23 protein-coding genes are annotated in these 26,592 nt (G+C 59.5%); 11 read left to right on the top strand and 12 right to left on the bottom strand.

All coding sequences use genetic code 11. From position 1 onward, the window contains the following. Positions 1-17: 17 nt before the first annotated feature. Genes BBA90_RS12235 through BBA90_RS12210 form a run of 6 tightly spaced genes read right to left on the bottom strand, consistent with a single transcriptional unit; the run spans position 18 to position 11,014 of the window. The gene (locus BBA90_RS12235; RefSeq protein WP_065649381.1) at positions 18-2,222 is read right to left on the bottom strand and encodes a glycoside hydrolase family 2 protein; all 2,205 of its coding nucleotides are present in this window, start codon (positions 2,220-2,222) and stop codon (positions 18-20) included. Further along, a complete protein-coding gene (locus BBA90_RS12230) occupies positions 2,222-4,918 on the bottom strand; it encodes a response regulator (RefSeq protein ID WP_065649380.1) in 2,697 nt (898 codons plus the stop codon). Before BBA90_RS12230 ends, BBA90_RS12235 begins: the two co-directional genes overlap by 1 nt. Before the next feature lie 10 nt (positions 4,919-4,928). Next, positions 4,929-6,326, bottom strand: a complete 1,398-nt coding sequence (locus BBA90_RS12225) for a DUF3131 domain-containing protein (protein WP_065649379.1) — start codon at positions 6,324-6,326, stop codon at positions 4,929-4,931. Continuing rightward, positions 6,311-7,861: a DUF3131 domain-containing protein gene (locus BBA90_RS12220; protein ID WP_065649378.1), complete on the bottom strand. Its 1,551-nt coding sequence runs from the start codon at positions 7,859-7,861 to the stop codon at positions 6,311-6,313. Before BBA90_RS12220 ends, BBA90_RS12225 begins: the two co-directional genes overlap by 16 nt. Further along, a complete protein-coding gene (locus BBA90_RS12215) occupies positions 7,858-9,201 on the bottom strand; it encodes a DUF3131 domain-containing protein (RefSeq protein ID WP_065649377.1) in 1,344 nt (447 codons plus the stop codon). The genes BBA90_RS12220 and BBA90_RS12215 overlap by 4 nt, the downstream gene beginning before the upstream one ends. Beyond that, a complete protein-coding gene (locus BBA90_RS12210; protein WP_065649376.1) occupies positions 9,191-11,014 on the bottom strand; it encodes a glycosyltransferase in 1,824 nt (607 codons plus the stop codon). Before BBA90_RS12210 ends, BBA90_RS12215 begins: the two co-directional genes overlap by 11 nt. A 313-nt stretch (positions 11,015-11,327) precedes the next feature. Here BBA90_RS12210 and opgC point away from each other — a divergent pair, with 313 nt between their 5' ends. From opgC to BBA90_RS12185, 5 genes are read left to right on the top strand one after another with little or no spacing between them, the layout of a single operon-like run. Continuing rightward, entirely contained in the window at positions 11,328-12,542 is a 1,215-nt protein-coding gene (gene opgC / locus BBA90_RS12205; protein WP_065649375.1) for an OpgC domain-containing protein, read from the top strand. 55 nt (positions 12,543-12,597) lie between these two features. Beyond that, complete coding sequence (locus tag BBA90_RS12200; protein ID WP_065649374.1) at positions 12,598-13,470, top strand: hypothetical protein; 873 nt, start codon at positions 12,598-12,600, stop codon at positions 13,468-13,470. Between the two features lie 10 nt (positions 13,471-13,480). After that, a complete protein-coding gene (locus BBA90_RS12195; RefSeq protein WP_065649373.1) occupies positions 13,481-14,719 on the top strand; it encodes a PP2C family protein-serine/threonine phosphatase in 1,239 nt (412 codons plus the stop codon). Beyond that, entirely contained in the window at positions 14,709-15,041 is a 333-nt protein-coding gene (locus tag BBA90_RS12190) for an STAS domain-containing protein (protein WP_065649372.1), read from the top strand. The genes BBA90_RS12195 and BBA90_RS12190 overlap by 11 nt, the downstream gene beginning before the upstream one ends. Positions 15,042-15,051: 10 nt before the next feature. Beyond that, entirely contained in the window at positions 15,052-15,486 is a 435-nt protein-coding gene (locus BBA90_RS12185; RefSeq protein WP_065649371.1) for an ATP-binding protein, read from the top strand. Here the strand turns inward: BBA90_RS12185 and BBA90_RS12180 are convergent. Then, positions 15,472-16,650, bottom strand: a complete 1,179-nt coding sequence (locus tag BBA90_RS12180; protein ID WP_084798765.1) for an alpha/beta hydrolase — start codon at positions 16,648-16,650, stop codon at positions 15,472-15,474. The two genes, BBA90_RS12185 and BBA90_RS12180, sit on opposite strands and share 15 nt — an antisense overlap. 178 nt (positions 16,651-16,828) lie before the next feature. Here BBA90_RS12180 and BBA90_RS12175 point away from each other — a divergent pair, with 178 nt between their 5' ends. The 6 genes from BBA90_RS12175 (at position 16,829) to BBA90_RS12155 (ending at position 21,321) form a co-directional block, all read left to right on the top strand. Further along, entirely contained in the window at positions 16,829-17,371 is a 543-nt protein-coding gene (locus tag BBA90_RS12175; protein ID WP_065649369.1) for a hypothetical protein, read from the top strand. Positions 17,372-17,446: 75 nt separating this feature from the next. Beyond that, positions 17,447-17,602 carry a hypothetical protein gene (locus BBA90_RS19365; RefSeq protein ID WP_167350677.1) on the top strand — a complete coding sequence of 52 codons (156 nt, stop codon included), beginning with the start codon at positions 17,447-17,449 and terminating at the stop codon, positions 17,600-17,602. Between the two features lie 47 nt (positions 17,603-17,649). Next, positions 17,650-18,615 (top strand): hypothetical protein, encoded by a 966-nt coding sequence (locus tag BBA90_RS19440; protein ID WP_065649368.1) that lies wholly within the window; start codon positions 17,650-17,652, stop codon positions 18,613-18,615. A 208-nt stretch (positions 18,616-18,823) separates the two neighbouring features. Beyond that, positions 18,824-19,897, top strand: a complete 1,074-nt coding sequence (locus tag BBA90_RS12165; protein ID WP_065649367.1) for an acyltransferase family protein — start codon at positions 18,824-18,826, stop codon at positions 19,895-19,897. A gap of 100 nt (positions 19,898-19,997) precedes the next feature. After that, entirely contained in the window at positions 19,998-20,678 is a 681-nt protein-coding gene (locus BBA90_RS12160) for a hypothetical protein (protein ID WP_065649366.1), read from the top strand. After that, the gene (locus tag BBA90_RS12155; protein ID WP_065649365.1) at positions 20,671-21,321 is read left to right on the top strand and encodes an RES family NAD+ phosphorylase; all 651 of its coding nucleotides are present in this window, start codon (positions 20,671-20,673) and stop codon (positions 21,319-21,321) included. The genes BBA90_RS12160 and BBA90_RS12155 overlap by 8 nt, the downstream gene beginning before the upstream one ends. 11 nt (positions 21,322-21,332) lie before the next feature. Here BBA90_RS12155 and BBA90_RS12150 read toward each other — a convergent pair whose 3' ends face one another. The 5 genes from BBA90_RS12150 to BBA90_RS12130 all read right to left on the bottom strand — a co-directional run bounded on the left by BBA90_RS12150 (position 21,333) and on the right by BBA90_RS12130 (position 26,591). Further along, positions 21,333-22,193, bottom strand: coding sequence for a DeoR/GlpR family DNA-binding transcription regulator (locus BBA90_RS12150; protein WP_065649364.1), 861 nt, complete (start codon positions 22,191-22,193; stop codon positions 21,333-21,335). A gap of 120 nt (positions 22,194-22,313) precedes the next feature. After that, positions 22,314-23,258 (bottom strand): D-ribose ABC transporter substrate-binding protein, encoded by a 945-nt coding sequence (locus tag BBA90_RS12145; RefSeq protein WP_065649363.1) that lies wholly within the window; start codon positions 23,256-23,258, stop codon positions 22,314-22,316. Between the two features lie 69 nt (positions 23,259-23,327). Further along, positions 23,328-24,383, bottom strand: a complete 1,056-nt coding sequence (locus BBA90_RS12140; RefSeq protein ID WP_065650474.1) for an ABC transporter permease — start codon at positions 24,381-24,383, stop codon at positions 23,328-23,330. A gap of 22 nt (positions 24,384-24,405) precedes the next feature. After that, positions 24,406-25,944: a sugar ABC transporter ATP-binding protein gene (locus BBA90_RS12135; protein ID WP_065649362.1), complete on the bottom strand. Its 1,539-nt coding sequence runs from the start codon at positions 25,942-25,944 to the stop codon at positions 24,406-24,408. Beyond that, entirely contained in the window at positions 25,941-26,591 is a 651-nt protein-coding gene (locus tag BBA90_RS12130; protein WP_065649361.1) for a DUF2291 family protein, read from the bottom strand. Before BBA90_RS12130 ends, BBA90_RS12135 begins: the two co-directional genes overlap by 4 nt. Position 26,592: the final 1 nt, after the last annotated feature.

Below are 26,592 nucleotides of genomic sequence, written 5' to 3'. Positions count from 1 at the left end.
CCTTGCCGGGCGGGTCGTTACCTGGCGTCCGCGGGCGCCACCTCCAGCTCCAGCTGGTTTTCTGCCAGCGTTTTTCCCTGTGCGTCGATAAGCCAGGTCTGCACCCGCAGCGGGGCGGCGCTGATGGGGGTGAGCGGGACATCGAGCACCTTACGGCCGGTGTCAGCGGCTGCCGTGACCTGCCGTTCGCCGCTGGCGAGCAGGTGACCCTGCTGGCCGGCCCGCCAGCGCAGCGTCAGCGCCGGAAACGTCTGCGGCAGGTCGTTGATGACCCAGAGTGACAGCGCGCCGGGCCGGGCAGCCTGCCAGTTCATCGTATGGGGATCGATAGAGGGCAGCAGCGGCTGATAGGCGCGCTGCAGCGCGTAATAGCCCGCTTTCGGCTGACGCCGATAATCCACCACGCCCCAGTTGATTGAAGGCCAGGTCTCAACAAACATAAACTGAAACAGCGCGGTCACCGGCTGAAAGCGCTGACGCCGGTAGCTTTCAGCGGCAACGGCGACCAGCTGCGCCTGATAGCGCTGGGTATTTTTGATGAAGTCCTGAATGTTCTTGCCCCGGCTGACGCCTGCATTTTTAAACGTCTGGATCGGCTGGAAATTATGATACTTCCAGCGGGTCCAGAGCGGATCGCCAGGTTCGGTTGAGGCAGGCCACCATTCGCGGCGCGGAATGATCGTTTTCAGCGTCGCCAGGTCTGGCAGCGCCTGTGCACCAAACTCCGTGACGGTGGCCGTTTTTGCCGGTTCAAGCAGATTATTCAGCGTGCCAAAATACCAGCCTGCCCAGTAGTGCTCCTCCACAGCTGAATAAGGATGCACGATGCGGCTGCGATCTTCCGCCAGCGCGTCGGCTACCCGCCGGGTCAGGGTACGATTGAGATCTTTATGCCAGTCGGGAAAACGCTTTTCCATCCACGGCGAGTTAAACGGCGGCTCGTTCTGGCCGCCCCAGACCACGATAGCCGGTGAGTTGCCAAACTGCCCGATCATCGCGCGGGTCTGCGCCACCGCGTTATCCGCAAATCCGGCAGAGTCGTTATAGCCCCACTGCAGCGGCACATCCTGCCAGATCAGCAGGCCGCGCTCGTCAGCCGCCTCATAAAGCGCACGGCCCGCAACGTGGCCATGCACGCGGATAGCGTTGGCGTTCATCTTCTCCACCAGCGCAAAATCGCGCAGATAGCGCGCTTTATTCATGCTGCTGAGCCACGGCGAGCCGATGTAATTTGTACCGCGAACAAAGATGCGCCGATCGTTGATGCGCCAGCCCTGATTATTTTCCAGCGCCTCCACCTTGCGCAGACCGGTGCGGCTGCTGCGCCGGTCCATGACGCCGCGATCGTCACGGAGCGTGGCGCTGACCTGATAAAGATGCGGCTTGCCGTAATCCACCGGCCACCACAGACGCGCCGCCGGCATCGGCAGCGTCACCCGCAGGCGCGCCGGCGCGTCGCCGGTGGCCGCCAGCCGGACGCGCTGCTGCAGCTGAAACGCGGTGCCGGAGAAGTTATCCGGCGCGGCGCGCAGGGTCAGCGTGGCATCAGCCGCGACCGGGGCGCGATAGCGCAGTTCGGCAGAGAGCTGCGGCTGCGCCAGCCCCTGAGACCAGTCAGGACGCAGGATCAGCTGATCGATCGTTGCGCCGCGGCTGATACGCAGCCGCACCGGCGCCCAGATGCCGCCGGAGTTCGCCTCCTGACCGCGATCGCTCCAGGCGCCGCCGGGGCGCGTATCGTGCTGGTTCAGGATCCCTTTCATCAGGTTCTTATGCAGCGGCCAGGTGCCTGGCGTCGCTTCGCGCGGGCTGTCGACCCGCACGGCCAGCCGGTTGTAGCGGCGCAGGCTGTCGGTGAGATCCACGGCAAAGCGCTGGAAATATCCTTCATGCTGCGCCAGCTGGTGACCGTTGAGCCAGACGTCAGCCAGGTAATCAACGCCGTCAAACTCCAGCGTCGCCCGCTGATCCGCCTGCAGCGGCGGCAGCGAGAACTCATGGCGGTACCAGAGCGCGCCCTGATGATCGCGTCCGGCAGTATACCAGTTGGCGGGGACGCGCAGCGTCGGCCATCCGCTGTCCGTGCCGCGCCAGCCGTCAAAGCCGGGCGTATTAGCGTCATGCACGCGCCATTGTCCGGCCAGCGACCAGCTGACCGGTACCTCACTGACCGCCGCAGCGGGCAGGCTGACGATCAGCAGCAGGGGCAGTAACGTTCGCATCAGTTCTCCTCCAGCAGCGTGCGCAGCTGCTGGCGCACCCGGGTACTCTGTTGTGTCAGATCTTCGCGCAGCTGCGCTGCGTCAAGGACATCACCCTGACGGATGTGCGTTTCAGCGGTTTGCAGCGTATGGGTTAACGCCGTAAACCCGAAAATAGCGGCTTCGCCCCGCAGCTTGTGACAGTGGCGTGACACGCTCGTCCAGTCGCTCTCATTCAGCGCGGTCATCAGCTGCGTCTCGATCTCCGTCAGGGATTCGGCAAACAGCAGCAGCAGTTCACGCAGCAGCGACTCGTCCAGCCCGAGCTGCTGTGCCAGCGCGGCGACGTCGCCGGGTGGGGCTGGCATGTCGTCTGCGGCCGGATCGGGCAGCGCCATAACGCGGCCGATCTCCTGGTGCAGCATCTCCTGGCTCACCGGCTTGGCCACGTAGCCATCAAAGCCGTTCTGCAGACAGTACTCTTCATCGCCTTTCATCGCGTGCGCCGTCATGGCGATGATGCGCTGATGGCGGGGCGGCGACGCGGCGGCTTCGCGTTCGCGGATCAGACGCGTCGCTTTTTCACCGTCCAGCTCCGGCATCTGCAGATCCATCAGCACCAGGTCCCAGCTATCCTGCGCCAGCAGCCTCAGCGCCTCCAGGCCGTTACCGGCGATGGCAAAGTGATGCCCGAGCCGGGTCAGAAAGTGGGCAGCAAGCTTCTGATTCACCAGATTATCTTCGGCGAGCAGAATGCGCAGCGCCTGCGTGGCGGGGTCGGTCACGGGGCTGGCCGGCGCGCTTTCCGGACCGCTGGCGTGCTGCCGCTGGCCGGATGCGGCCGCCAGCGCATCATAGAGCTCACGCTGATCGATCGGTTTTGCCAGAAACTTATCCACGCCAAGCTGCTGCAGCTGTTCCGCGTCCATCGCCCGGCTCATTGAGCTGAGCATAATAATCTGACTGGCTGCCAGCTGCGGGTTGGCACGGATCTCCCGCGCCAGGTCGAGGCCATCCCGATCGGGCATCTGCGCATCCAGCAGGATCAGCGGAAAGTCGGGCTGCGCCTGCAGCAGCGCCAGCGCATCGGCGGCGCTGGCCGCCAGGCTGGGCTGCAGACCCATATTGCGCAGCATATCGCCCAGCAGATGGCGGTTGGTGGCGTTGTCATCCACAACCAGCACCGGTACCGGCGTCAGGCGCAGTGAGTGCCGCACCGGATCGCTGTCGTGCTGCGCCGGCAACGGCAGAGAAAAGGTAAAGGTACTGCCGCGCCCCGGTTCACTCTGTACGGTGAGCGAACCGCCCAGCCGCTCCACCAGCCGGGCAGAGATGGTCAGCCCGAGCCCGGTGCCGCCATATTTGCGGGTGGTAGAGGTGTCTGCTTGGCTGAAGGATTCAAATATCAGCTGCTGCTTCTCCGGTGGAATACCGATGCCGGTGTCGCGCACCTGAAAGCGCAGCCGGTTGTGCGTGGCATCGCGCGTCACGGCCAGTTCAACCTCGCCCTGATGGGTGAACTTCAGCGCGTTGCTGATGAGGTTGGTCAGGATCTGGCGCAGTCGCACGGTGTCAGCGAGAAAGGTAGCGGGGACATCCGGGGTGACGTTAATCAGCAGCTCCAGCGCTTTTTCGCTGGCGGCCGGCATCAGCGGCCGGGCCACGGCGTGCAGAAACGGGCGGATCTCAAACTGCTCTTCATCCAGCTCAATTTTTCCCGCCTCTATTTTGGAGTAGTCGAGAATATCGTTAATGATACGCAGCAGGGTGTGGGCTGAGTGATAGACCAGCGTCATGTACTCACGCTGTTCTGCGGTCAGCCGGGTATCAAGACAGAGCTGCGTCATACCCAGAATACCGTTCATCGGCGTGCGGATCTCATGGCTCATGTTTGCCAGAAACGCGCTTTTGGCTTCGTTGGCCGCGTGTGCAGCGGCAATGGCCTGCAGTGAGAGCTGCTCTGCCTCTTTACGCTTGGTAATATCCTGCAGCGTGCCAATGACGCGTTCCGTTTCGCCGCTGACCGTAACGCTGGCCACCTGACCGGAAAGCAGCATCCAGCGGTAGTTGCCGCTGCGGTGCAGCAGGCGAATTTCACGTTCAAATACCGGCAGCTGTTTATTGCTGGCAGAGGCAAACAGCTGCTGCAGCGGTTCGCGATCGTCCGGGTGCAGCAGCGTATCGAGAAAGGTGGCGCTGTAGTGCCAGGTTTCACGCGGATAGCCCAGCATATTGAGCAGCGCATCATTGACCTGCAGCAGATCGTTCTGCTGCTGCCAGTCCCAGATGCCAATCTGGGTCGATTCTGCTGCCAGCACAAAGTCAGCGTGCAGCTGCCGTCGCGACGCGTCAATCAGCGTATAGCCTGAGACGTCAATATGCAGACTGACTATCCCGCCTTCAGGCGTGCGGTTATGCTGGACAAACACCTGCCGGTTAGCAATGCGCCGCATCTCACTGTGGTTGTCGAGCCGGCAGCGGCTCACGAGGTTATCGATCATCGCCTGACGGCTGCGGTCATCCTCTGTCATGTAGGCGGAAGCGATAAAATCCTGCGCCAGCTCGGTCAGCGTCATGCCGACGCGGATACGCTGCTCCATCCCGGGATAGAAACAGACCACCTGCTGGTTATACGCCACCAGCCGCTCCTGCGCGTCATACATCAGCACCGCGGCGCGCAGGGAGTCCAGCGCTTTGGGTAACAGGCTTTCCGGCATCAGTTTCTCCTTATTCTTCGGCCAGCGGGGCGGTGAACGGCAGGCAGCGCTGCGGCACACGGAACGGATCGGCCAGCTGCTGACGGAAGAACTGGCGGCTCCCGGGGTTTTCGCTGTCGATCAGCGGTTTCATGCGGGTTTTAAACAGCAGCGCTTCCAGCACCATCGCGTTAGTGGAGAGGGTGATAGCGCGGTTATAGTCCCCGGTCGCCTCCGTGCGCCCCTCATACCAGCCGCGCGCCGGATCATACTGCAGCCGGGTGGTGCGCATCAGCGCATCGGTAAACGGCGTGTCCCAGAGCGCCCAGAGGCCAAATACCGCACGGGTAGAGACCTGCGCCAGCGTCGGCACCCATTTGTTGTCGTCAGTCAGCGTGTTCCAGGCGTAGCCGTTAGCAAAAATGGTGTCGTTGACGTGCCACGGCGCGACGGTGAGGGCAAAATCGCTGCGGGCCGTTAAGATCCCCTGACGCTGCCAGCGCCGCTCCTGCACCTGATAAACCAGACTGGCACGCTGGCGCAGCTGACGGATTTGGGCGCGGTCGGCCCCCGGCAGCTGCCAGCCATACTCCAGCCCGCTCAGCACCCAGGGCAGCGTGGTAATGGCAGCGGGCGTCCAGGTGGTGCGGGGATCGCGGCTGTCGATATCCAGCGCCAGCCCGTCGATAATGACATGCTGCGCCGGAGGCTGCAGCGACTGCTGGTTAGCAAAACCCCACAGCCCGAAGCCGGCGGCGCTGTATTCACTGTCGCCCAGCCGTCCCTCCGGCTGTATGCGCATCTGCTTCTGCTGCCACATACCGGCACTGAGCTGGCCCTGTTTATCCACCACCGGACAGAAGTTCCAGCGCAGGATGATGCGCTGCAGGTATTCACCATACTGCGGGTGAAACGTTGCCACGACCTGCAGCGCCATCATCAGGCGCGCCATATCGCGTGAGGACCAGCCGATCACCTGTGGCGTATTGCTATAGCCTACCATCGCCAGCGTCCGGCTGTTATAGAGCAGATTGGGCACGCCGCTTTGGGTGAGGGGGAGGCGATTAAGGCTGCCAAGCAGCTGACTGAGCTGGTGGTCAAAACGGCGATCGTCGATAAGCTGCAGCTCACGCGCCGCGGTCAGCGCAATCAGCGTATCCCCCATCTGCCACAGGCTGACGACCGGTCGCCGGTCGCTGCCGCTGACCAGGCCGCTGCCCGGCTCGCTGTTGTTCTCAAAATAGCGCCAGGCCACCGTGGCCCAGCGCTGCTCCTCAGACGTCAGCGCGCCGGTGCGGGCGGTGGTGTGCCAGCCGCCGTTTGCCAGCCAGCGCCAGCCCGCCCCCTCATGACGCAGCAGCAGCCAGGCTCCGAGCGCCAGCAGCAGAGCCACGACCAGCCCGGTAATACGCACTAGGGTTTTAGGCATGAGGTCGCTACCGGCGGAAGTTTAACGGGCGCACTGCTGTCGCAGCGGGCGCATTTGCAGGCGCTGCACTTCGGTGCGCTGCGCACGGCGGTCCCGCTCTGATCGCACCAGGTTTTTATGCCGGGCGTCACCTCCAGGAAAGGCCGGTTGCGACGCGTGTTGTTCTCTTCAAACAGATCTACCAGGCGCTTTTCCCACAGGGAGGGCGCATAGCTGCGGCTGCGCGCATCGTTAGTGTTAAAGCGCAGCAGCTTGCCCTGTTTTTTGAACAGCAGCGCTTCCAGCATGATGCCGTTGTTGTTGGCGGTGAACTCTTTGATCGGGCCGTCGCCATTCTCATAGAGCCCTTCGTAGTAGCCTTTGTCTTTCTCATCGGCGTTTTCAATCGCGTCAAACAGGCGATCGGTATAAGGGGAGTTCCACAGCACCCACATGCCGAGTGCGGCCTTCAGCGAAACAGCCGCCACATTGGGCACATACTGGCCTTTATCGGTGATGGTGTTCCAGTTGAAGCCGTCGCTGAATACGGTGTCATAGACAAAGTAGGGGGATTTATCGAGCTGGTGTTCGGAGCGCGCCGTCAGGGTACCGGTGATCATGTAGCGGTTCTCCTGCGCCTGATAGACCCGATCGGCGAAGTTCTTCATCCACGGATGAGAGTGGTTGTTGGGGCGCGCTTCACGATCGTCGCTGTTGTCCCAGCCCATCTCCAGGCCATGCAGCAGATAGGATTCGGTGACCACGTAGTTATGCTGATTGGTCAGCCGCGGATCGCGCGAGTCGTAGGGCACCAGCACGCAGTAGATATCCGCCAGCGCATAGGGCTCAGGCCGGCTCGCCTGACAGGTGGTGAATCCCCACAGCTGATAGCCCGCCGCCGCATACTCCTCATAGCCAAGCCGCCCCTCCTGCACATACTGAGGCTGCTTCTGCTTATCGAGGTAGGCGCCATAGAGCGTGCCGCACTCATCCACTACGTGGGTAAAGTCCCAGCCCAGCACGACATTATCAATGCTGTTGCCATGCTCCGGATAGCGCTCTTTGATAATCTTCAGCCAGAGCAGCATGCGGCCAATATCGATAGCGGAGAAGCCAATCTCGCCCGGTTTGTTCAGGTAGTCCACCTTCTGACCGGTAATGGTGTTGTAGGCTTTGTTGGGTACCTGGTTCTGAAACAGCACCAGCTTGTTCAGCGTGGCGATAAACTGCAGAAAGCGGCGATCAAACTCCGCCTTGTCAATGATCCCCAGCTCGCGTGCTGCGGTCAGCGCGGCCAGATAAGAGCCGCTGTCCCACATGGTGGTGGAGGGGTATTTATTCACCGCGTTCACCAGACCGGTGGTGGGCTGGTAGTTAGCGACAAAATAGGACCAGGCGTTGCGCGCCACCTGCATCTCCCGCGGCGTCAGGTCACCGTGGCGGCTTTTATAGTCGGATGCGGGCAGGCTGACAGCCGCCTGCAGCGACAGCATCCACAGGGCCAGCAGCAGCGTCAGCCCCGCCAGGCCAGCGTGTCGTAGCGATAGCACTCTCATTGTTCTTGCTCCTTGTTGCGTGCGGTTGCGGGGGGCTGAGACAGGCAGCCCAGGCAGAGCAGCTGTCCGTGGGCGATATAGGAGAGACTCTCCAGCACCATCGCATTGGTATCGGCATTCAGGGCAGCGTTCACGCTGCCGTCAGGGTTAAAGCCCGCCTGCCAGCCTTTGCCCGGCACCAGCAGCGGCAGCATCTGCTGGCGCAGTGCCTCGCTCCAGCTGTTACGGAACAGGGCATACCAGGCAAAGGCGGTGCGGACCGAGAGCAGCGCCTGATTGGGCAGCGGGGCAACGGTATGCTGCGGTGCCCCGCGCTGCGGCTGACGGCCCGGCAGCGCCGCGTTGAAATCCGGCGCCTGTTCGGCATAGTCGGCGCTGATGTCACCGCGCGAATCGGGTTTGCCGGTGCGCTGCTGCAGGATTTGCATAATGCGCCAGCTGATCTCGCCGCTGCGCGCATCAAAGCCCTGCTCCAGCCCGGTCAGCAGGTAGGGCGAGCTGATAAGCGACGGCTGCTTGCCCCACGGCGTGCGGATCCCTTCATCAGGCACCGCGTGCCCCTCAATCTCAATCATCTTCAGTCCGTCCGGCGGCTGGCTGACCGCCAGTCCCGCCGTGCTGTTGATCAGCCGCAGCACGCTGCCCGCATAGAGACGGTAGCCGTAGCTGCCGCGCGGGTCGTCGCTGCGGATCACCCAGCGATTGACCGGCAGGCTGGCGCCCTGCGGACCGCTGCTCTGCAGCAGCGCATTCAGCTGCCAGCCCGCCAGCAGCTGCTGTACGGCAACGGCGTGCTGCGGATAGCGCCACAGCAGGATCTGCAGCGGCATCAGCAGACGGCCCATATCGATAGCGGAGCCAGGGCGCGCCGTCTCCTGATCGAGCGGCGTCAGGGTGTCCGCCTGATAGAAGGCGGCGGGGAGGTTATCCGGCTGCAGCGGCAGCCGGCCCAGCGCCTCAAGCGCGGAGCTGATGCGATCGTCAAACTCAGCGGCATCAATCACCTCCAGCTGGCGGGCGGCAATGGTTGCCAGCAGATAGCTGCCGCTGCTCCACAGGCTCAGCCAGGGATTATCCGCTTCCGCGTTCGCCAGCCCGTTGGGCTGGGTGTTGTTGACAAAGTATTGCCACGCCACGCGTGCCCATACCGCTTCTTCGAACGTCAGCTCACGCGTTTCCGGCAGCGCGGGGAAGCGTTCGCTCAGGATAATTCCGTCCGTGGTTTCCGTGCGGGTGGGCATCTGATGCTCGACCCACAGCACAATGGCAAAGCCAATCAGAAAACCGATCAGAATGGTGAGATAGCTGCGTGCGCTGTAGAGTCCCGCTTTAAGGCTCATGATCTGCCGTCTCCTGTGCCGGCGGCGTCCAGAGCGCAGCCATAATCATGGGCAGCATCGCCGCGATATTGACGGCCCCCCAGAAAATGTTGATGACGTAACCAGAGGGGTCGTCCACGTTGCCGCGCGCGACCTGTATGCCGCCCCAGATAAGCCCGAGCAGCGTCAGCGCGACAATGGCCAGCTGCGGCTTCACCAGGTAGAGAAAACGCCCGCTCTGCCGCTCCTTTGGCGTGACGTGAAACTTGATTTTTTCCCCGCGCAGCACCGTACCCAATGCCCGCAGGTTGACAGAGAAGAACGCCAGATAGGAGGCGCGACCGTCCCAGGCGGAGATCCCCCAGGTGCCAAACATAAAGGCGAGCTCGGAGACGATAAAGAACGGCAGAAAATGCAGGTAGAAGGGCGTTGAGTAAGCGGCCACCGGCGGAATACCGGTAAACAGGTAGATCAGCGGCGAAATAAGAAACACCGTGTTCCAGATGCAGGCCAGATAGGACCAGAACGTCGTGCCGTACATCAGCGTTTGTGCGGCGCTGAGTTTAAAGCGGCGGCGGCTGAAAATTTTGTCATGAAACAGAATATCCAGCGAACCCGCAGCGTACTTAAAGCGCTGGATCATCCAGGTCAGCAGATCCTGCGGCGAGAGCATTTTAGATTCAATGCCCGGATGCATCACCGAACGCCAGCGGCGACCGGCGTCACCGTGCAGCACAATGGAGGTATAGATATCTTCAGAGACGTGAAACTTGTAAGGCGTGAGTTCGGTGTCAGCGATAACGTGCGGACGCATCGCCTGCGACAGCGCCTGGCGCGTCTCCTCATCGCGGATATCCTGCGTAAAGCGCGCAATCTCTTCCTCTACGTTAAAGGCGTAGCTGCGCAGGGCGGCCTGCATAACGGCTTCGCGCCGGTGGACAGAGGCGGCACCGCAGCAGAACGCCGCGTTGGCCGCATTGCGGCGGCGCAGGATCACGTCGTAGAACATACGCGGATCGTTAAAGAAGGGATCGCTGCCGACGGTAAGCGGGCCGAACAGTTTTTCACTCACGCTGCCGAGCAGCCAGCCAGGCCAGCCGGTCCGGCGGCGCAGCCATGCCGGCAGGCGCTCACCTTCAGGCAGGTCATAAAACCACTGCGGCGTCTGCACCCAGGCGACGTCGGGATCGCGGAAATAGCCCAGCGTGTGCACCAGCAGCGTCGGGAAAACACGGGTATCCGCATCGCAGATCACCAGAAAATCGCCGTCAGTGTGCTCCATGCCGTTGCGGATATTGCCCGCCTTGAACCCGGTGTTGTTGTCGCGGGTTATGTAATTGACCCCCTCCTGCTCACACACCGCGCGCATCTCCGGGCGACGACCATCGTCCAGCACGTGCACCTTGTAATCGATAGCGGCGGGATAGTGCACCTTACAGGCATCCTGAATCGACAGCCTGACCAGCTCCGGATCTTCTGAGTAGGTTGCAATAAACAGGTCAACCCGGATAGGACGCGGCGCGGCCTGATCTGCCGGCAGCAGGCACTGGTTAATCTCCTCCGGCGCAGGCGGACAGGGCGGATCTTTCTCCTGCCAGATATTGATGGTGAACAGCAGCGTGCCAAACCAGGCGCAGGTTTCTGCCAGCGCCAGCGGCACCGCATACCAGAGCGCATCGGGGTTCAGCGAGGACATCCAGCGCCAGCGAATGTAGTTTGCGCCCAGAATCAGTCCGGCAACGGCCAGCACCTGCCAGCAGATAACGATCCAGCGCGGTGTCTGCAGCGCCGCAGGGGGGCGACGCTGTTCAAAACGGGAAAAGTAATGGTCCATGGCATCCTGTCTCACATCCTGCAAAAAGGGCATCTGACCTGGTGAACGCTTTAAGAAAAGCTGAATGAATGAATTATTTTAAAACAGATCACTAAAATTTATTATTTGCGTCTGGCTTTCTGTTGCTGACGTTTACAGAGCATGACGATATAAGAAAAGATATAGCTGGCAAACTGCGGTTTTAACAGCTTATTTAGCGCTATATTTGCTAAAAGGTGATTTATTACACAGTGGAGCTACACTTTTCCTTACATCTGAAATATATATTATATTAATGTTTTTACTCATCCTTTATCAGCAGGACTAATGCGTTATGAGCGAATCTGCCGTCGCGGCTGCGCCGTCTGTCACCGTGCCGCACACATGGCGTTATGCTGTGCCTGGCCGGCGCGATCTGCGCATTGATATGCTGCGCGGGATTGCGCTGGTGATGATGGTCGTGGCCCATACTGAACTGCTCTCCGTGATCAATATCTTTACCTGGGAGCGATTTGGCCTGACGACAGGGGCTGAAGGGTTTGTCATCCTTTCCGGCTTTATGCTCGGTATGCTCAACCGGCAGCGGCTGCAAAAAGAGGTGCTGCTGACAATTGGCTGGACGCTATGGCGGCGGGCAGGGAAGATCTATCTGGTGAATATCGTCATCGTGCTGCTGATTTTGCTGTTCTCTGCGCTGCCATTTATCAACACTTTTGAGGTCACGCACTTTGTCGATCGCTACTCCGGTACGGTCTGGGCGCTGTTTCCCGCCACGCCGCAGATTAAAGAGACCTGGTTTAACATTGTGCTTTACCTGCAGATTGGTCCGCATCAGACGCAGATCCTCGGCCTCTATATCTGCCTGCTGCTGATCAGCCCGCTGTTTCTCTGGCTGCTGCAGTCGCGGCGCGCGGGCTGGCTGATCGCCGCGTCGCTGCTGGGCTATCTCGCTTACCAGCGCTGGCCGCTGCGGCTTACCGTCTCCGAATTTGAATTCGCCTTTCCCCTACTGGCGTGGCAGCTGATCTACGTGCTTGGCATGTGCTGTGGCTGGTTCAAAGATGAGCTGACCTCGCTGGCGCGCACCCCGGCGGGCTATGCGGCGATCGCGCTTATGGTGATTTATGCATTGGTGATGATGTTCGTTGCACAGAACCATACCAATCCGTTTATGCCGCCAGCGCTGCTGCTGCACATCATTCCGCCCGCTGATTTCAACTGGTTCTATCATCACCTTGCCGCCAAAAATGCGCTGGGCCCGTGCCGGGTAATCAACGACTTTTGCCTGATTTTACTGGTCTATCTGATCCTCACCCGCTGCTGGTGGCCCATTAACAGGGTGGCGGGCTGGTTTCTGATCCCGCTCGGTCAGCATTCGCTTTACACCTTTATCCTGCACGTATTTGTGGTGCTGGGCGTCAGCCAGTTCGTCACCTTTGATTTGTGGCAGCAGGCGTGGCTGCGCAACACCGCTATCCATCTGGGCGCACTGGGTCTGCTGTGGTGGATGGCTAAGAAAGAGATTGGCGGACGTTTTATTCCTAATTGATCGGAGACATCAGATGGAATACGGGCAGCGGGCAGGGATAACGTGCGGTGTGGTGATGCTGGTGGCAGGTACGCTTAACGCCTCAGCGGCAGAGATCCGCTCCGATCAGGGGGCCGCGGCAGAGAGCAGTGAACCGATTCAGGCGGGCGTGTTTACCAGCCGCTGGGGACGGCTCTTTTCCGGTAACAAAGATACTTTCTCCGGCGCGCTGAGTTTTTCAAGCGGGCTGAAAGAGCAGTGGCTGACCATCCCGAACGGCTCTGAATCTGCGCAGCAAAAGAAGAAGATTAATCAGCTGCTGAACCTGAGCATGCAGTATTCACCTTATAGCTACTGGTTTGCCAACGTTACCCTGCGCGCGCCAGTCAGCGATTTTGACCGGTACACGACTGATTTTCGCTACAGCTTTGGCTATGACGACTGGCATGCCAACACCTTCAGCCTGGTCTACAGCAACTATGGCGATAACCATCTGTTTCCCTCCGGTAATAAGCGCTTTACCTACTTTGAGCAGGGCGCGTTTACCTTCGCCTATAAATTTTCACTGCCAAAACCGCTTGAGCGTCATCTGCTGATTAATGACGGAGATGCGCTGACCTGCCAGCTCGGCTACAGCTGGGTGCCACGCTACTATTCGCTGGCGGATAACGATCTGCGCGCCAACAAGCAGGTCATGCTGGGCGGCTGCGGTTACACCTTTAAACAGCACTTCTTTGTCCGCGCCACCGCATTCTGGTATCCGCACGCCAGCCAGCAGCAGCCGTGGAACGGAGATTACAGTTACAGCTTTGGCTATGCCGGTTATACGCCTGGCTCTTTCTCATTGCAGTACAGCAACTATAGCGGTACCCGCTTTCCTGGCAGGAGCAGTGCGAACGCAAAGTTTCGTGAGGGGACGGTATCACTGATTTGGTTTTTGCCGTTTTAGGAAGGTATGTATGCAGCCTGTTTCCGCACAATCCGTACTGATTGTTGATGATGCGCTTACCTGGCGTAAGCTGCTGGCCGGACTGCTGCGGCAGTGGGGCTATCACGTGCTGGAGGCAGAAGAGGGTGAGCAGGCGCTGGCGCTGCTGCAGCAGCATCCGGTCAATCTGCTGATTAGCGACTGGGAGATGCCGGTTATGGACGGGCTGACCCTGTGCCGTCAGGTACGTGAGCAGTTCCGGCAGCGTTATATCTATGTGATCCTGCTGACAGTGCGCGAAAGCACCGACGATTTACGCGCCGGCTTCGCCGCCGGGGCGGATGATTTTCTGCGTAAGCCGGTAAACCGGGTTGAGCTGCAGGCGCGGCTGCATGCCGGAGAGCGCATTCTGCAGCTGGAGGCGACGCTGGAGAGCCGCAACCAGAGTCTGCAGCAGGCGCTGCAGCAGATTGAAACCGATCTGCAGGCTGCCGCCGCGTTGCAGCGCAGTATATTGCCGCCGCACGCCATTCATCACGCCGGCTGGTTTGCTGACTGGCTGTTTATACCTTCTGCCTGGGTCTCCGGCGATATCTTTCATTTTTTTCCGCTGGACGGGCAGGCGCTCGGTTTCTATAGCGTCGATGTCTCCGGGCACGGCGTATCGGCAGCGATGATGTCGGTAGCGGTAGCGCGTCAGTTCCTCCACGGCCGTACGGTAGAACGGTTTCTTTACAGCGGCGAGGCGATTACGCCGCCCGCCGCGGTGGTGGCGATACTGAATGAACGCTTTGTGGCGCAAAGCAGCGATGTCACCAGCTACTTCACTATGGTGTATGGCGTCATCGATCGTCAGAGCGGTGCCGGACGGCTCTGTCAGGCCGGCCATCCTCCGCCGCTGATTGTGGCGCGCGATGGCGCAATTCGGATTGCCGGTGAGGGGGGTGCGCCGGTAGGACTGCTCGACGATCTGAGCTGGGAAGAGGTGAGCTTTACGCTGGCGCCTGGCGAACGGCTCTGCCTCTACAGCGATGGCATTACCGAATGTGAAAATCCCCGGCAGGAGATGTTTGGTATGGCGCGGCTGCAGGCGCTGCTGGCCGGGCAGGCTTGCCAGCCGGCAGAGAGTCTGCTGCAGACGCTGCACCAGCAGCTTAACCGCTGGCGCGAACTGCCCGCAGACAGTACCGCACCGGCAGGTGATGACATTTCACTGCTGGTTATTGAACGCCTCAACCCGGACGAACAGGAGTCTGCACATGAAGTTTGAATCTGACACAGTGGATAACACCCGTATTCTGACACCGGTGGTACGACGACTGGACGCCGCTGTGGCGCTGCCCTTTAAGCAGCAGGTGCTGGAGGAGATCCGGCAGGGCACGCGCGCGCTCATCCTCGACTTTTCACGCGTGGATTTTATCGACAGCAGCTGTCTGGGCGCGCTGATTTCTATTCTGAAATCGCTCAATGGTGGCCAGCTGATCCTGTGCGCCCTGAACAGCAATATCAAAAGTATGTTCACCCTGACCCGGATGGATCGGGTCTTTACCCTGTGCGCCGATCGCGATGAGGCGCTGCAGACGCTGCAATAAGGAGGGGCCTATGCACCACGCAGTTGCCACAGAGACGCTGACGCTGCCCGCCACGCTAAATAGCCTGACCCGTCTTGGTAACGCGCTGCGCCGTTTTCTGCAGCCGCTTCAGCTGGCGGAGAGCTGGATCTATCCGCTCGATCTGGCGCTGTGCGAGGCGGCAAGCAATATTATCCGCCACGGTTATCAGGATGATGCGCAGCAGCACTATCGGGTTCATTTTGCCTGCGATGAGCAGGGCGTCACCGTCACGCTGTATGATAGCGGGCAGCCGGTGCCGGAGACGCTGCTGAAGAGCGCGCAGGGTGGTTTTGATGAGATCGGTCTGCTGGATGAGGGCGGCCGGGGCTGGCCGCTGATCTACGCCAGCGTGGATCGCGTCAGCTATCAGCGTCAGCCGGCTGAGAACCAGCTGACGCTGTGGCGGGCGCTACCGGGTGTCTGAAGGTTTAAACAGCTGCTGCACAAATGCGATATAGGCCGGACGCCAGACATCCATTTCATGCCCGAGGCCAGGGTAGCTGTGCCACTCATGCCGGATTTTCTGCTGCTCCAGCAGCGCCTGCAGCCCGGTCATATCGCGGCCGGTGATGATGTCGTCGCCGCCTGCCGCCAGTGAAAACAGGCGCAGCTGACGATTAATGGCGGCGGGCTTTTTCAGCTGTGCGGCAACGCGAAAGTCAGGCACGGTTTCTGTGGTGACGCCGCTGAAGACGCCAAGCCAGGCAAACTGATCCAGATGCCGCATGCCGCTGACCAGCGCCTGGTAACCGCCCTGAGAGAGCCCCGCCAGCGCCTGACTGTTGGCGTCGCGGCGCACGCGGTAGCGCTGAGCGATCCGCGGAATAATCTCCTGCGTTAATTCGCGGTCGGCCGCCTGTGCGTTACGCGGATAGAAGGTTTCACGCCGGGAAGCGGGCGCAAACGCCTCAGGGATGGCATCACTGATATCCGTCTCCGTGTCCGGGATCACCACCAGCATCGGGACAATTTTACCTTCCGCCAGCAGGTTATCCATGATCTGCGGGATGCGTCCCTGCGTCACCGCCGAGAGCGCGGTATCACCGAAGCCGTGATAGAAATAGAGCACGGGCAGGGGATCCGGCGTGTTCTCCGCGCCCGGCGGTACCCAGACTGCCAGCTGCCGTTCGCGCTTCAGCACATCGGAGTGCCAGGTCAGGGTATGAATTTCGCCATGCGGGACCTGACGCGTATCCAGCAGGCTGCCGGGCACCAGAATCAGGCTGGTATTCACCTGACGCTGTGGTTTGGGCAGTGGATTCCCGGTATCGATGCTGCGAAAGCCATCTACGTTAAAGAAATATTCATACAGGCTCGGGGTAAGCGGTTCACTGGTGAAGCGCCAGATACCCCGCTCATCCCTGGTCATGGGATGCGCGACATAGCGGTCAGGCGTGGCGCCGGTGACCACATCCACCGCTTTTGCAGCGGGCGCCCACAGCCGCCAGGTTATACTGTTATCGGCATTCACCGCAGAGAGATACTGTTCAGGGATCAGCGTATCTGGCGGGCGCTGCGGCAGAGGCTGCGCGCAGGTTCCTGCGCTCCACAGTGCAGTGCAGACCAGGGCAATAAGTGAGTAACGCATCAGTTTTCCTTACCAATAGACGGTATTGCAAGTGTGGCACAGCGCGCCCGAAATAGAGAAAACTAACAGGAAAAGTGTGAAAGCCGCAGGGGATTTGCACCGGGCGTAGCGGGAACGGCGAACTGCGCTACCTTTAAGTGATCGCGCATTAATTAACATCATCAATAGGGAGACAGCGGTGAAAATAGCCTGTTTAGCCTGGGGATCGCTGATCTGGAAACCTGGCGAACTGCCGGTTGCCGGCGAGTGGCATGCGGATGGTCCGGCGCTGCCGGTGGAGTTTTGCCGCATTGGCGATGGAGGAGAGCTGGCCACGGCGCTTTGTATGAACGCGGCGCCGGTAAACGTTTACTGGGCCGGACTGGCAGACGTTTCGCTGCCGGAAGCCATAGCGGCACTGCGCCTCCGTGAAGCGATTCCCGATGAGCGCGAAGATGGTGTGGGCATACTGCTTCATCCGCAGAGTACGCCAGGGATGCTCAGCGCCTGGGCGCAGGATCGTCGCCTTGATGCGGTGATCTGGACCGCGCTGCCGCCGCGCTATCAGCATCAGGAGGGCTTGATCCCCAGCTGCGACGAGGCGCTTGCGCATCTCGCCAGCCTGAAGGGTGAAGCGGCTGAACACGCTTTTGATTATATCCGGCGCGTGCCGGCGCAGTTTGACACCGCTTATCGCCAGCGCCTTCAGGCGTTGATCGACACGTCAGCAGAAGTCGCTTAGAACCGCGTAAAAAAGTGGCAGCCTGCGGCGGGATAGCGTAAATTTACGGCTTAACCCGGAAAAAGGTCCTATACCATGTCGCCAGCACAGCTGAAAAAAGCGCAACACAAGCAGTATGACGCTCAGGCCCTGGCGGTGTTACGCGGAGAAGCGGGCTATCAGCCAGCGGTCAAATCGCCGCAGAGCAAATCGTGTAAACTGCAGCCAAAACATCACGTAAGCTTTACCTGATTCGCTATGGTGATGCAAAATAAGCCCTCGCTGATGAGGGTTTTTTTATGTCTGACTATCCGGTTATTCCGCCTTATGAACAGGCTTATCTGCTGAACAAACAGCTGATTGCCCGGGCGCATCTGTTCAGGGATCCGGTGATCACCATTGGCGGTCAGGCGGTGCAGTACTGGGTCTCTTATTATTATCAGCTGTACCGTAATGCGTTGCCCGATGCGCGTCTGATTACCTCAATGGACGTGGATTATGCCGCCCGGCGACATGATATTACGGCCATTGCCCGCGCATTAGGCGTTGACGCAAACCTGAACGATGCCGGTCAGCCGCCATCACTGGCGCGCTTTCTCCTGATTGATGAGGCGACCCGCACGATAAAAGCGGTAAAAGGACGATTTTTTGCCGACCCGGCGCAGCCGGCACATGCCAATACGGTGGACGTCATCGATTTTCCTTCCGGTTTTACCTGGCAGGACTTCGCCGGTGAGAATCTGCTGCTCAATACCGAACCTTTTTATGTCAGTCAGGAACATCCGGATGAGCCTGAGTATCACGAGCAGGTCAGGGTGATTAATCCGCTGGCCTGTCTGCGCTCCAGGTTCAGCAATCTGCAGACGCTGCGACGCGATCCGCTGATTGAGGTGGCCCGTATTAACGCCATGATGCTGCCGTGCGTCTATTTTCTGCTGGAGAAGTTTGATGCGGTTAGCGCGCCTGATGAGGTGACCGCCGCGCAGCCCGTGAGCTTCAGAGCGATGAAGCGTTATGCTGATGCGCTGTATGCGTTTGCCATGCAGGAAGATGTGGTACGTGCACAGGTCAGTCATGATATTGCGCTGTACCGCATCTTTGAACAGCTGATCGCGATATTTGCCGCAGAGCCGGAGAGTTATTATGTGCCGGCAGCATTCTGGCAGAAAGAGTTACCGGTTAAAGCAGCGGACATGAAAAAGTATGTGGGGCGTATCCGGCAGGATAAGCAGCGACGACTGCAGCAGAAAAAGTCGTCACGCTGAGACGGCAGGAGGATAACAGGCTGAACGGAAGAGGTGAGGCGGTTGACAGAGAAAACGGGCTGACAAATGCCTGAGGCCTGAGCGCCATCGTGAATGTGTTCTCTTATTTAACATAATATACATTATGTGCACTTAGATAGCCGCCGGTAATCGTGGTACTCTCTGACAAAGTACGTCCGGATATTCAGGTCAGCCACAAGGAAATTCAATGAAGATTCTTTCTGTTCAGTATCTGCGTGGACTTGCCGCGCTGCTGGTTGTTGTTGCGCATAACGCTTTGCTGTTACCGGATGGTATGGCGGCGCATATTCCGGGCGCGCTGGGCGTGGATATCTTCTTTATCATCAGCGGCTTTATCATGACCTTTATCACGGCCCAATCCGCTGAACGGCCGCTGCCTTTTCTGATTAAGCGTTTCTTTCGCATCTGGCCGGTGTTTTTTCTTGTCTGGCTGGCGGCGTGGACGCTGGTGTATAACGAACGCGGATTCCAGCAGATGGGCTGCGTGCTCTACTTTTGCCTGCAGGATTACAGCAGCGCCGGACCGGTATTTGGTTATAGCGCGCTGGGACCGCCGTGGACGCTGACCTATGAAGTCCTGTTCTATACGCTGTTCACGCTGGCGATGTGTATCAGCTATCGTCAGCGCAGTCTGGTTTGCAGCCTGATGTTTATCGTTGCCTCCGTCGGTTTTCAGCTGGCTTACAATGGCACCGTTACCCTCTCCTCACAGGCGTCTCCGGACCTGGCGGTAAATGCCTGGTGGCAGGCGTGGATCAAACTTATCAGTAATACCATTGTGTTTGAGTTCATTACCGGCATGCTGCTGGCCGAACTGGTTGTCAGCGGCAACATGCCGGCGCTGCGCACCTGCGGACGCCGCGTTGTCTGGCTGATACTCGCTGCCGCTGCAGGTGTCGCGTTGCTGACAGGCCCGCAGCCTTTTGGCCTGCATGGTGGCTACTGGCTGGCTGCCATTATCATGACCTGCGTTATTCTGCTCAGCGACGGGCGGCAGTCAGCGCCGCAGCCGGTGCTGAATTTCCTCGGTAATATCTCTTATTCCCTTTATCTGGTGCACTATCCGCTGCGCCGCGTGCTGCTCAACCAGCTGCCGGCTGACGCCAGCGCCGGCACAAAGCTGCTGGTTTTTGCGCTGTCGGTAAGCGGCAGTATTGCGCTGGCCGCACTGCTGTTCCGGTATGTCGAGCGTTACGCAATCCGCGCGGGTAAAAAGCTGGCTGATAGCTGTTATAGCTGGTTTTCTGTACAGAAAAGCTAACAGAATAGCCGCAGGGTAACGTGATATGCATGATATTAGTGATATGTGGTATAATTATGAACAGAAAATGTTCTCACATTAACCAGTAACCGGAGAGACTATGAAAATGCGTCGCGCTTCCCGTCAGGATCATCGGCGTTTTACCCTGTTCTCCGTGGATGAGGTAATGAACACCCTGCCCGCTACAGCGATTGCGCTTGAGGATATCCCGTGCGATGAAGCGAGTGAATATCTGGTGGTTCGCCTGCCGCGCAATAGCGTGTTACCTGAACTGCTGATTGCCGTAGAGAGCGCCGTCGCGACGCTGGCCGGTCTGAAAGCGCGTACAGCCCCGGCGTTGCCCGATTCCGCAGCGGACCACACCGCTTTTGCGGCGCGCAATATCGCGCGGCGTGAACAGCTGCGCCAGACCCTTTTTTCCGGCGGAGAATGGCTGACCGCCCGCGAAATCAGCGGCTTACGCAGGGGTAACGCGGTAACGCGCAACCCTGCTGCGCAGGCTAACCGCTGGAAAAAAGCGGGTAAAATCTTTGCGATTACCGAAGCGGGCCGCGACTATTTCCCTGCCTGGGCGCTGGATGCAGGCGGCGAGCCGCTGCCGGTGATGAAAACACTCCTTGAACGCTTTGCCGATACAAAATCGCCGTGGACGCTGGCGTTCTGGTTTCAGGCGCCCAATAGCTGGCTGGATGATAAACGACCGTGCGACCTGCTGGCGTCTCGCCCGGCAGCCGTGCTGAAAGCGGCTGAGGCGGAAACAGAAGGCGCAATAAATGGCTGAGGAGCCCTTCCCGCCTGATGCTATTCCTTTTGCTATCCCTGCGGGCGCGCTGCGTCTGACGTCGTGGCCCGTTGCTCAGCCGCTGGATCGTATTCATGCTGCAGTATTTGGCGCTGCGCAGTTTAATCCCGGCGTGGGTCAGGCCCGCTTTAGTCCGCTGTTTAACGTTGATGGCACTGCCGTGCCGACGCTCTATGCAGGAGAGAGTGTTGCCGTTGCGCTGATGGAGACACTGTTACGCGATCTGCCGTTGCGCTGTGCCGGCTATCCGGTTGATTGCACGCGACTGGAACCGCTAATGCATAGCCGTCTGCTGCCGCATACCCCGCTGGCACTTATCGATCTCAATCCGCGCCTGTTAAAACGGCTGGGCACCACACCAGCAGAGTTGCTTCATTGCGGTGCCAGCGCTTATCCGCTGACGCAGCGCTGGGCGGGCCAGCTCTACCACGCCTGCCCGCAGGCACAGGGGATTTGCTGGGCCTCGCGCCAGCACGGTGGCCTGGCTGTCATGCTGTTCGGCGACCGTTTACCCGCAGGCGCGCTGGAGCCCGCAGCACTTTCCTGTCCGGCCTCCCGCTCCGCTGAGCTGATAATGGCGCTGGAGGCGCTGGCAGACGAGATGGCTTTAGTCTTATGTTAAATGAACCAGCGTTATTCCGGGCTGCCAGCGGTGCGCTTGACCGGGGCGACCACCACGTTAACACCGTTATCCTGCATGCGGCGCAGCAGCGGCAGCGGCGTGCCCTGATTCACGATCACCACGTCAAACTCGCGCAGATCGGCAAAGCGATGCAGCGCGCGCCGGCCAAACTTGGTGTGATCCATCAGCAAAATACGCTTCTGCGCCGATTCAAACATAGCGCGCTTGGTCTCTACCGTCTCTGCCGACTGATGAAATACCGCGTCATCGACAATCGCTGACATGCTGACAAAAAAGATATCCGCGCGCAGTGACGCAATCTCTTCGCGCGTCATGCGTCCCATAAAAGCATTACACCAGGGGTGATACTGCCCGCCCAGCCCCATCAGGGTGATATCCCGTCCGTTACGCAGCTCGTTCATTAAGGTCAGGGAGTTAGTGATCACCGTCAGCGGCGCTTTCGCGTAAAGCTGCCGCACCAGCTGAAACACCGTGGTGGAATCATCCATAAAGAGCGCCTGCCCCGGCTCCAGGTAGCTGGCCGCAACTTCTGCAATCGCCTGTTTCTCTTCCAGCTGACGCGTGGCGCGATAAATGTCGCTTGATTCCACGAGGCTGGTTGACGTAGCTGACACCACCCCGCGCGACTTATGCAGCAGGCCGCGCTCGACCATCTCATCAATATCACGGTGTGCGGTCATCAGGCTGATACCAAACCGCCCGGTCAGATCCTCGATGCGTACAGCGCCCTCGGCCATGACCGCTTCTGCGATCAGCTGGCGGCGCGCCTGCTGGCGTGCCTGGCGGCTGTCGCCGGGCAGCGTGTCAGCCGTGAAAACACCGGGCAGCGTGTCGTGTGGGTTATGCGCCATATAGATTCCGGAGAGGAGTAAAATGCAGGATTAGTTGTAATTACAGCGCGTTAAACCCGTTAATGCAAATAACTAACGTCGTGTGCCCCGGCCATCTGCTGCTGACCGGGGCGTCTGCGATTACTGTTTAAGCACAAACGGTGAAATAAAGTTACCGGCGTTCTCTTTGGTGATCAGCACACAGTCAAACAGCTGTTTTTCAGCCGGCGCGCCGGTTTTACCGGTTTTCAGGAAGGTATCTGCCTGCTCAATCGCCTTCTGTGCAAACAGCGCTACCGGCTGCATAACGGTATAAGCCAGCGTGCCGGCCTTCACCGCATCGACCGCGTCCGGCGTGCCGTCAAAGCCCCCGACTTTGATCTGACCCAGTTTTCCGGCCTGCTTCAGTGCCGCAATAGCCCCCAGCGCCATCTCATCGTTGCCGCTGATCACGCCTTTGATATCCGGATTAGCCTGCAGCAGCGACTGCATTTTATTAAAGCCCTGGGTGCGATCCCAGTTCGCCACTTCCTGCCCCGCCTTTTTCAGATCGGGATATTGCGACAGTACGGTATCAAACCCGTTGGCGCGGGTTGCCGCATTGTTATCAGAGGGTGGCCCTACCAGCTCAACATAGTTACCGCTGTCACCCACCTGCTTCACCCACTCCATGGCACCGGTGGCGGCGCCCTGCGCATTGTTCGAGACCAGCTGCGCTTTAGCCAGCCCGCTCTGATTCAGCTCTGCGTTGATCACAAACACCGGAATATTGGCGGCAATCGCCTTTTTCACTGAGCCAATTGACCCATCGGCGTTAGCCGGATCGAGAATGATCGCTTTTGACTTATTAGTAATGGCGGTATCAATCAGCTGGCTTTCCGTGTTGGTATCGCCTTTGTGGGCGCTGACTTTGGCGCTGTAGCCGAGTTTTTCAGCCGCCTTCTGTGCGACCTGGCCTTCTGTCAGCCAGTAAGGGTTAGAGGGGTCATTGACGATAATGGTCATCAGGCCCTTATCGGCCCAGCCTGGTGCAGCGAAGGTGCTGATGGCGACGGTAGCGGCAATAATAAGACGTTTGGTAAACATAGTGACTCCGTTATTATCAGGGTACAGGTTTTTTTACGGATAAACGCGCACCGCAGCGGCGCACGCGATTCAGCGACTGCGTCGCCCGTACTGCAGCGTATTAAGTAATACGGCCAGTACAATTACGGCCCCGGTAAACACCGTCTGCCAGTAAGCAGAAACGCCGATAATCACCAGTCCATCAGAGAGAAAACCGATTACAAATGCTCCCAGCAGCGTACCGCGCACGTTACCGCGTCCGCCGGTCAGGGCCGCGCCCCCAATCACCACGGCTGCAATCGCCGTCAGCTCATAGGTGGTGCCTGCCGTCGGCCCGGCAGAGGTCAGCTGCGAAGAGAGCACCAGCCCCGCCATCGCAGCACAGATGCCTGACAGCACGTACACGCTGATTTTCACGCGTTTGACCGGCACGCCGGAGAGATCGGCTGCCCGTTCATTGCCGCCTGACGCATAAAGCCAGCGGCCAAATGCAGTACGGCTCAGCAGAAAGCCACACGCCAGCGCCACCGCGCCGAGCACCAGCACGCCAACCGGAATGTTGAACAGCCGGTTAAACCCGAGCCAGTCAAAGCCGGTATTGCCCAGGGTTTCACTCCCGGAAAGCTTGTTATACGTCAGACCGTTGGTCATCAGCAGCGCAATGCCGCGCGCCACATACATGGTGCCAAGCGTGGCGACAAAGGCGGGTACGCGGCAGACAGCAATCAGCACACCATTCACCAGACCTACCAGTGCGCCCACTACCAGCGTGAGGAGCGCCACGGCCCACACCGGCAGATAGAGCACCACGCCGAGCGCCTCAAGGCTGATGCCCTGCATCATAAAGCCTGCCATCACGCCGGCCAGCCCCAGCGTAGAGCCTACAGAGAGATCGATGCCGCCATTCAGGATCACCAGCAGCATGCCGATGGCGGGCAGTCCGAAGATCGCAACGTGTGAGGCCATTGTCAGGAAATTCGCCCCGCTGAAATAATTGGGCGACAGAAACGAAAACGTCGCGATAATCACCAGCAGCGCAATAAAGGCGCGTCCTTCCAGCAGCAGGCGTGCCAGGTTCAGGTGTTTTGTACTGCGGGCGGCGTTCGCCGCGGGCGATGTGGCCAGCGTTTGCGTTTGATCGGTCATACTTTTCACTCCGTTTTTCATGTTATGCCACCAGTGCTTCACCTGACGCCGCCATAATGCGCTCTTTACTTACGCTGGCGTCGAAAATGGCGGAGATACGTCCTTTGCTCATCACCACAATGCGGTGAGCAATACTGAGACATTCACCGACCTCGGAGGTGGTATAAACCACCGCCAGCCCCTGCTTCGCACTCTCTGCCAGCAGGCGAAACACTTCTGCTTTGGCACCAATATCGATGCCGCGGCTTGGCTCATCCAGCAGCAGCACGTTGGGCCGCGTTGCCAGCATTTTGCCAATCACCACTTTCTGCTGATTACCGCCAGAGAGCGACCCAATCGCTGCATCACCGCCTGCGGTTTTCACCGTGACGTTGCGGATGGTGTCACTGACCAGCTGCTTCTCGCGGCGGCCTGAGAGCATCAGCCCGCGGACAAACTCACCGATGCTTGCGAGCGACAGGTTCTCCCCTACGCTCATGGTCTGTACCAGTCCGTCACGCTGCCGATCTTCCGGCACCAGCGCCAGCCCGATAGCGATACGCTGCGCCAGAGACAGGCGGCTGACATCCGTCTCCTGCAGGCGTATTCCGCCGCTGCTCTGCGCGATACGTCCGGCAACGCACTCCAGCAGTTCCGTGCGCCCTGCTCCCATCAGGCCATAGATACAGACGATCTCGCCTGCCTTTACGGTCAGTGAAAGGTTATCCACCAGACGGATGCCGGTTTTACTCTTCACCGTCAGGTTCTCAACCGTCAGCGCAGGCGGGCCAAAGTCGTAACCCTGCGGCGGAGAGCCGAGATCGAAATGTTCACCCACCATGTTGCGCACAATCCATTCGAGGTCGATATCGCTGCGCTCTGCCCAGGCAGTCATCACGCCGTCACGCAGCACGACAGCGCGGTCGGTGATCTCCAGCGCTTCTTCCAGATGGTGTGAGATATAGACGATGGCAACGCCCTGGCTGGTGAGATCGCGGATCACCTGAAACAGCACGCTGACTTCGGCGGCGCTCAGCGCTGAGGTGGGTTCATCCATGATCAGGATCTGTGAGTTGACCGACAGCGCCCGGGCAATTTCCACAATCTGCTGCTGACCGAGTCGCAGGTTCTCTACCGGCGTCAGCGGGTCGATATCCTCTTCCAGCGCGGCCATCAGATGCCGGGTCAGCCGCGCCTCTTCGTCGTAGTCGACGCCGGTAGCACCCATGATTTCGCGGCCCATAAAGATGTTGTCACGGACATTCATATTGGGCGCGAGGTTCAGCTCCTGATGAATAATCGAGATCCCGCAGCTGCGCGCCTCGGTGGCGGAGGGAAACAGTTTACTTTCGCCGTTAAGCAGAATTTCCCCGGATGTTGGCGTAATCACGCCGGATAAAATTTTCATTAAGGTCGATTTGCCGGCGCCGTTTTCACCAAACAGCGTGGTGACTTCGCCACGGCGTATCTCAAAGTTCACGCCCTTCAGCGCATGCGTGGAGCCATATACCTTGCTGACGTTACGCGCCTGCAGCACCACTTCCCCTTTTAACAGCGCCGGATTAACAGGAAAGGCTTTCATTTAACCTCCAGGCTTACCGGTGTGATCAGCCAGTTACCGGCATTAAGCAGGCGAAACACGCCGGTGACCTGGACGGTCTTACCCGGCAGCGTGTCGCGGTCAAGTTTCTCCAGGACGCTGTTTTTCATAGCGCGGTTCAGCGCCGCACCGGCGTTCTGATACTCAATCTGGTTAGTGAAGTCCCCGAACTGAATGGTGCCGCTGGCGTCGCGCAGATCGGTTCCGCTCAGGGCTGGACCGGTCTGGAGCCGCACTTTCAGGCTCTGCGGCACGCCGGCGATCTGCAGCGGAAAAATACCTTTCTCTCCAGGCAGCACCACGCCCTGCAGCCTGACCGGGATCACTGGCAGCGGCGAACCCACACCATACTGCGCGGCAGCAGCCTGCTGATTTGCCTGCAGCGCGGCTGCCAGCGTTTGTGCATCAACGGCACGACGCTCCACGCTCTGCTTCACCTCAGGAAAGTGCTGCTCAGCCCAGCTGTCTGGTGAAAAGCCCTGCTGCGCGCTCCCGGCAGCATCTGTTCTGACAACGTGGGTATCCAGGGCAATCGCTGCCACGACGGCGCAGCTCAGCACGGCGGTCAGCAGCAGACGACGCCTGCGCTGCCGGTCAAGCTGGTGTGCGAGCACAGAAACATCAGACATA

It is taken from the genome of Pantoea eucrina (assembly GCF_001691555.1).
Lineage (GTDB): Bacteria > Pseudomonadota > Gammaproteobacteria > Enterobacterales > Enterobacteriaceae > Pantoea > Pantoea borealis.
Note: the sequence above shows the minus strand (reverse complement) of the source record. Positions and strands in the feature narration are given on the sequence as shown.

Excerpts from the sequence above, each read along its gene's own strand:
- BBA90_RS12235 (WP_065649381.1), bottom strand. The coding sequence starts at position 2,222 with ATGCGAACGTTACTGCCCCTGCTGCTGATCGTCAGCCTGCCCGCTGCG.
- BBA90_RS12230 (WP_065649380.1), bottom strand. The coding sequence starts at position 4,918 with ATGCCGGAAAGCCTGTTACCCAAAGCGCTGGACTCCCTGCGCGCCGCG.
- BBA90_RS12225 (WP_065649379.1), bottom strand. The coding sequence starts at position 6,326 with ATGCCTAAAACCCTAGTGCGTATTACCGGGCTGGTCGTGGCTCTGCTG.
- BBA90_RS12220 (WP_065649378.1), bottom strand. The coding sequence starts at position 7,861 with ATGAGAGTGCTATCGCTACGACACGCTGGCCTGGCGGGGCTGACGCTG.
- BBA90_RS12215 (WP_065649377.1), bottom strand. The coding sequence starts at position 9,201 with ATGAGCCTTAAAGCGGGACTCTACAGCGCACGCAGCTATCTCACCATT.
- BBA90_RS12210 (WP_065649376.1), bottom strand. The coding sequence starts at position 11,014 with ATGGACCATTACTTTTCCCGTTTTGAACAGCGTCGCCCCCCTGCGGCG.
- opgC (WP_065649375.1), top strand. The coding sequence starts at position 11,328 with ATGAGCGAATCTGCCGTCGCGGCTGCGCCGTCTGTCACCGTGCCGCAC.
- BBA90_RS12200 (WP_065649374.1), top strand. The coding sequence starts at position 12,598 with ATGCTGGTGGCAGGTACGCTTAACGCCTCAGCGGCAGAGATCCGCTCC.
- BBA90_RS12195 (WP_065649373.1), top strand. The coding sequence starts at position 13,481 with ATGCAGCCTGTTTCCGCACAATCCGTACTGATTGTTGATGATGCGCTT.
- BBA90_RS12190 (WP_065649372.1), top strand. The coding sequence starts at position 14,709 with ATGAAGTTTGAATCTGACACAGTGGATAACACCCGTATTCTGACACCG.
- BBA90_RS12185 (WP_065649371.1), top strand. The coding sequence starts at position 15,052 with ATGCACCACGCAGTTGCCACAGAGACGCTGACGCTGCCCGCCACGCTA.
- BBA90_RS12180 (WP_084798765.1), bottom strand. The coding sequence starts at position 16,650 with ATGCGTTACTCACTTATTGCCCTGGTCTGCACTGCACTGTGGAGCGCA.
- BBA90_RS19365 (WP_167350677.1), top strand. The coding sequence starts at position 17,447 with ATGTCGCCAGCACAGCTGAAAAAAGCGCAACACAAGCAGTATGACGCT.
- BBA90_RS19440 (WP_065649368.1), top strand. The coding sequence starts at position 17,650 with ATGTCTGACTATCCGGTTATTCCGCCTTATGAACAGGCTTATCTGCTG.
- BBA90_RS12165 (WP_065649367.1), top strand. The coding sequence starts at position 18,824 with ATGAAGATTCTTTCTGTTCAGTATCTGCGTGGACTTGCCGCGCTGCTG.
- BBA90_RS12160 (WP_065649366.1), top strand. The coding sequence starts at position 19,998 with ATGAAAATGCGTCGCGCTTCCCGTCAGGATCATCGGCGTTTTACCCTG.
- BBA90_RS12155 (WP_065649365.1), top strand. The coding sequence starts at position 20,671 with ATGGCTGAGGAGCCCTTCCCGCCTGATGCTATTCCTTTTGCTATCCCT.
- BBA90_RS12150 (WP_065649364.1), bottom strand. The coding sequence starts at position 22,193 with ATGGCGCATAACCCACACGACACGCTGCCCGGTGTTTTCACGGCTGAC.
- BBA90_RS12145 (WP_065649363.1), bottom strand. The coding sequence starts at position 23,258 with ATGTTTACCAAACGTCTTATTATTGCCGCTACCGTCGCCATCAGCACC.
- BBA90_RS12140 (WP_065650474.1), bottom strand. The coding sequence starts at position 24,383 with ATGACCGATCAAACGCAAACGCTGGCCACATCGCCCGCGGCGAACGCC.
- BBA90_RS12135 (WP_065649362.1), bottom strand. The coding sequence starts at position 25,944 with ATGAAAGCCTTTCCTGTTAATCCGGCGCTGTTAAAAGGGGAAGTGGTG.
- BBA90_RS12130 (WP_065649361.1), bottom strand. The coding sequence starts at position 26,591 with ATGTCTGATGTTTCTGTGCTCGCACACCAGCTTGACCGGCAGCGCAGG.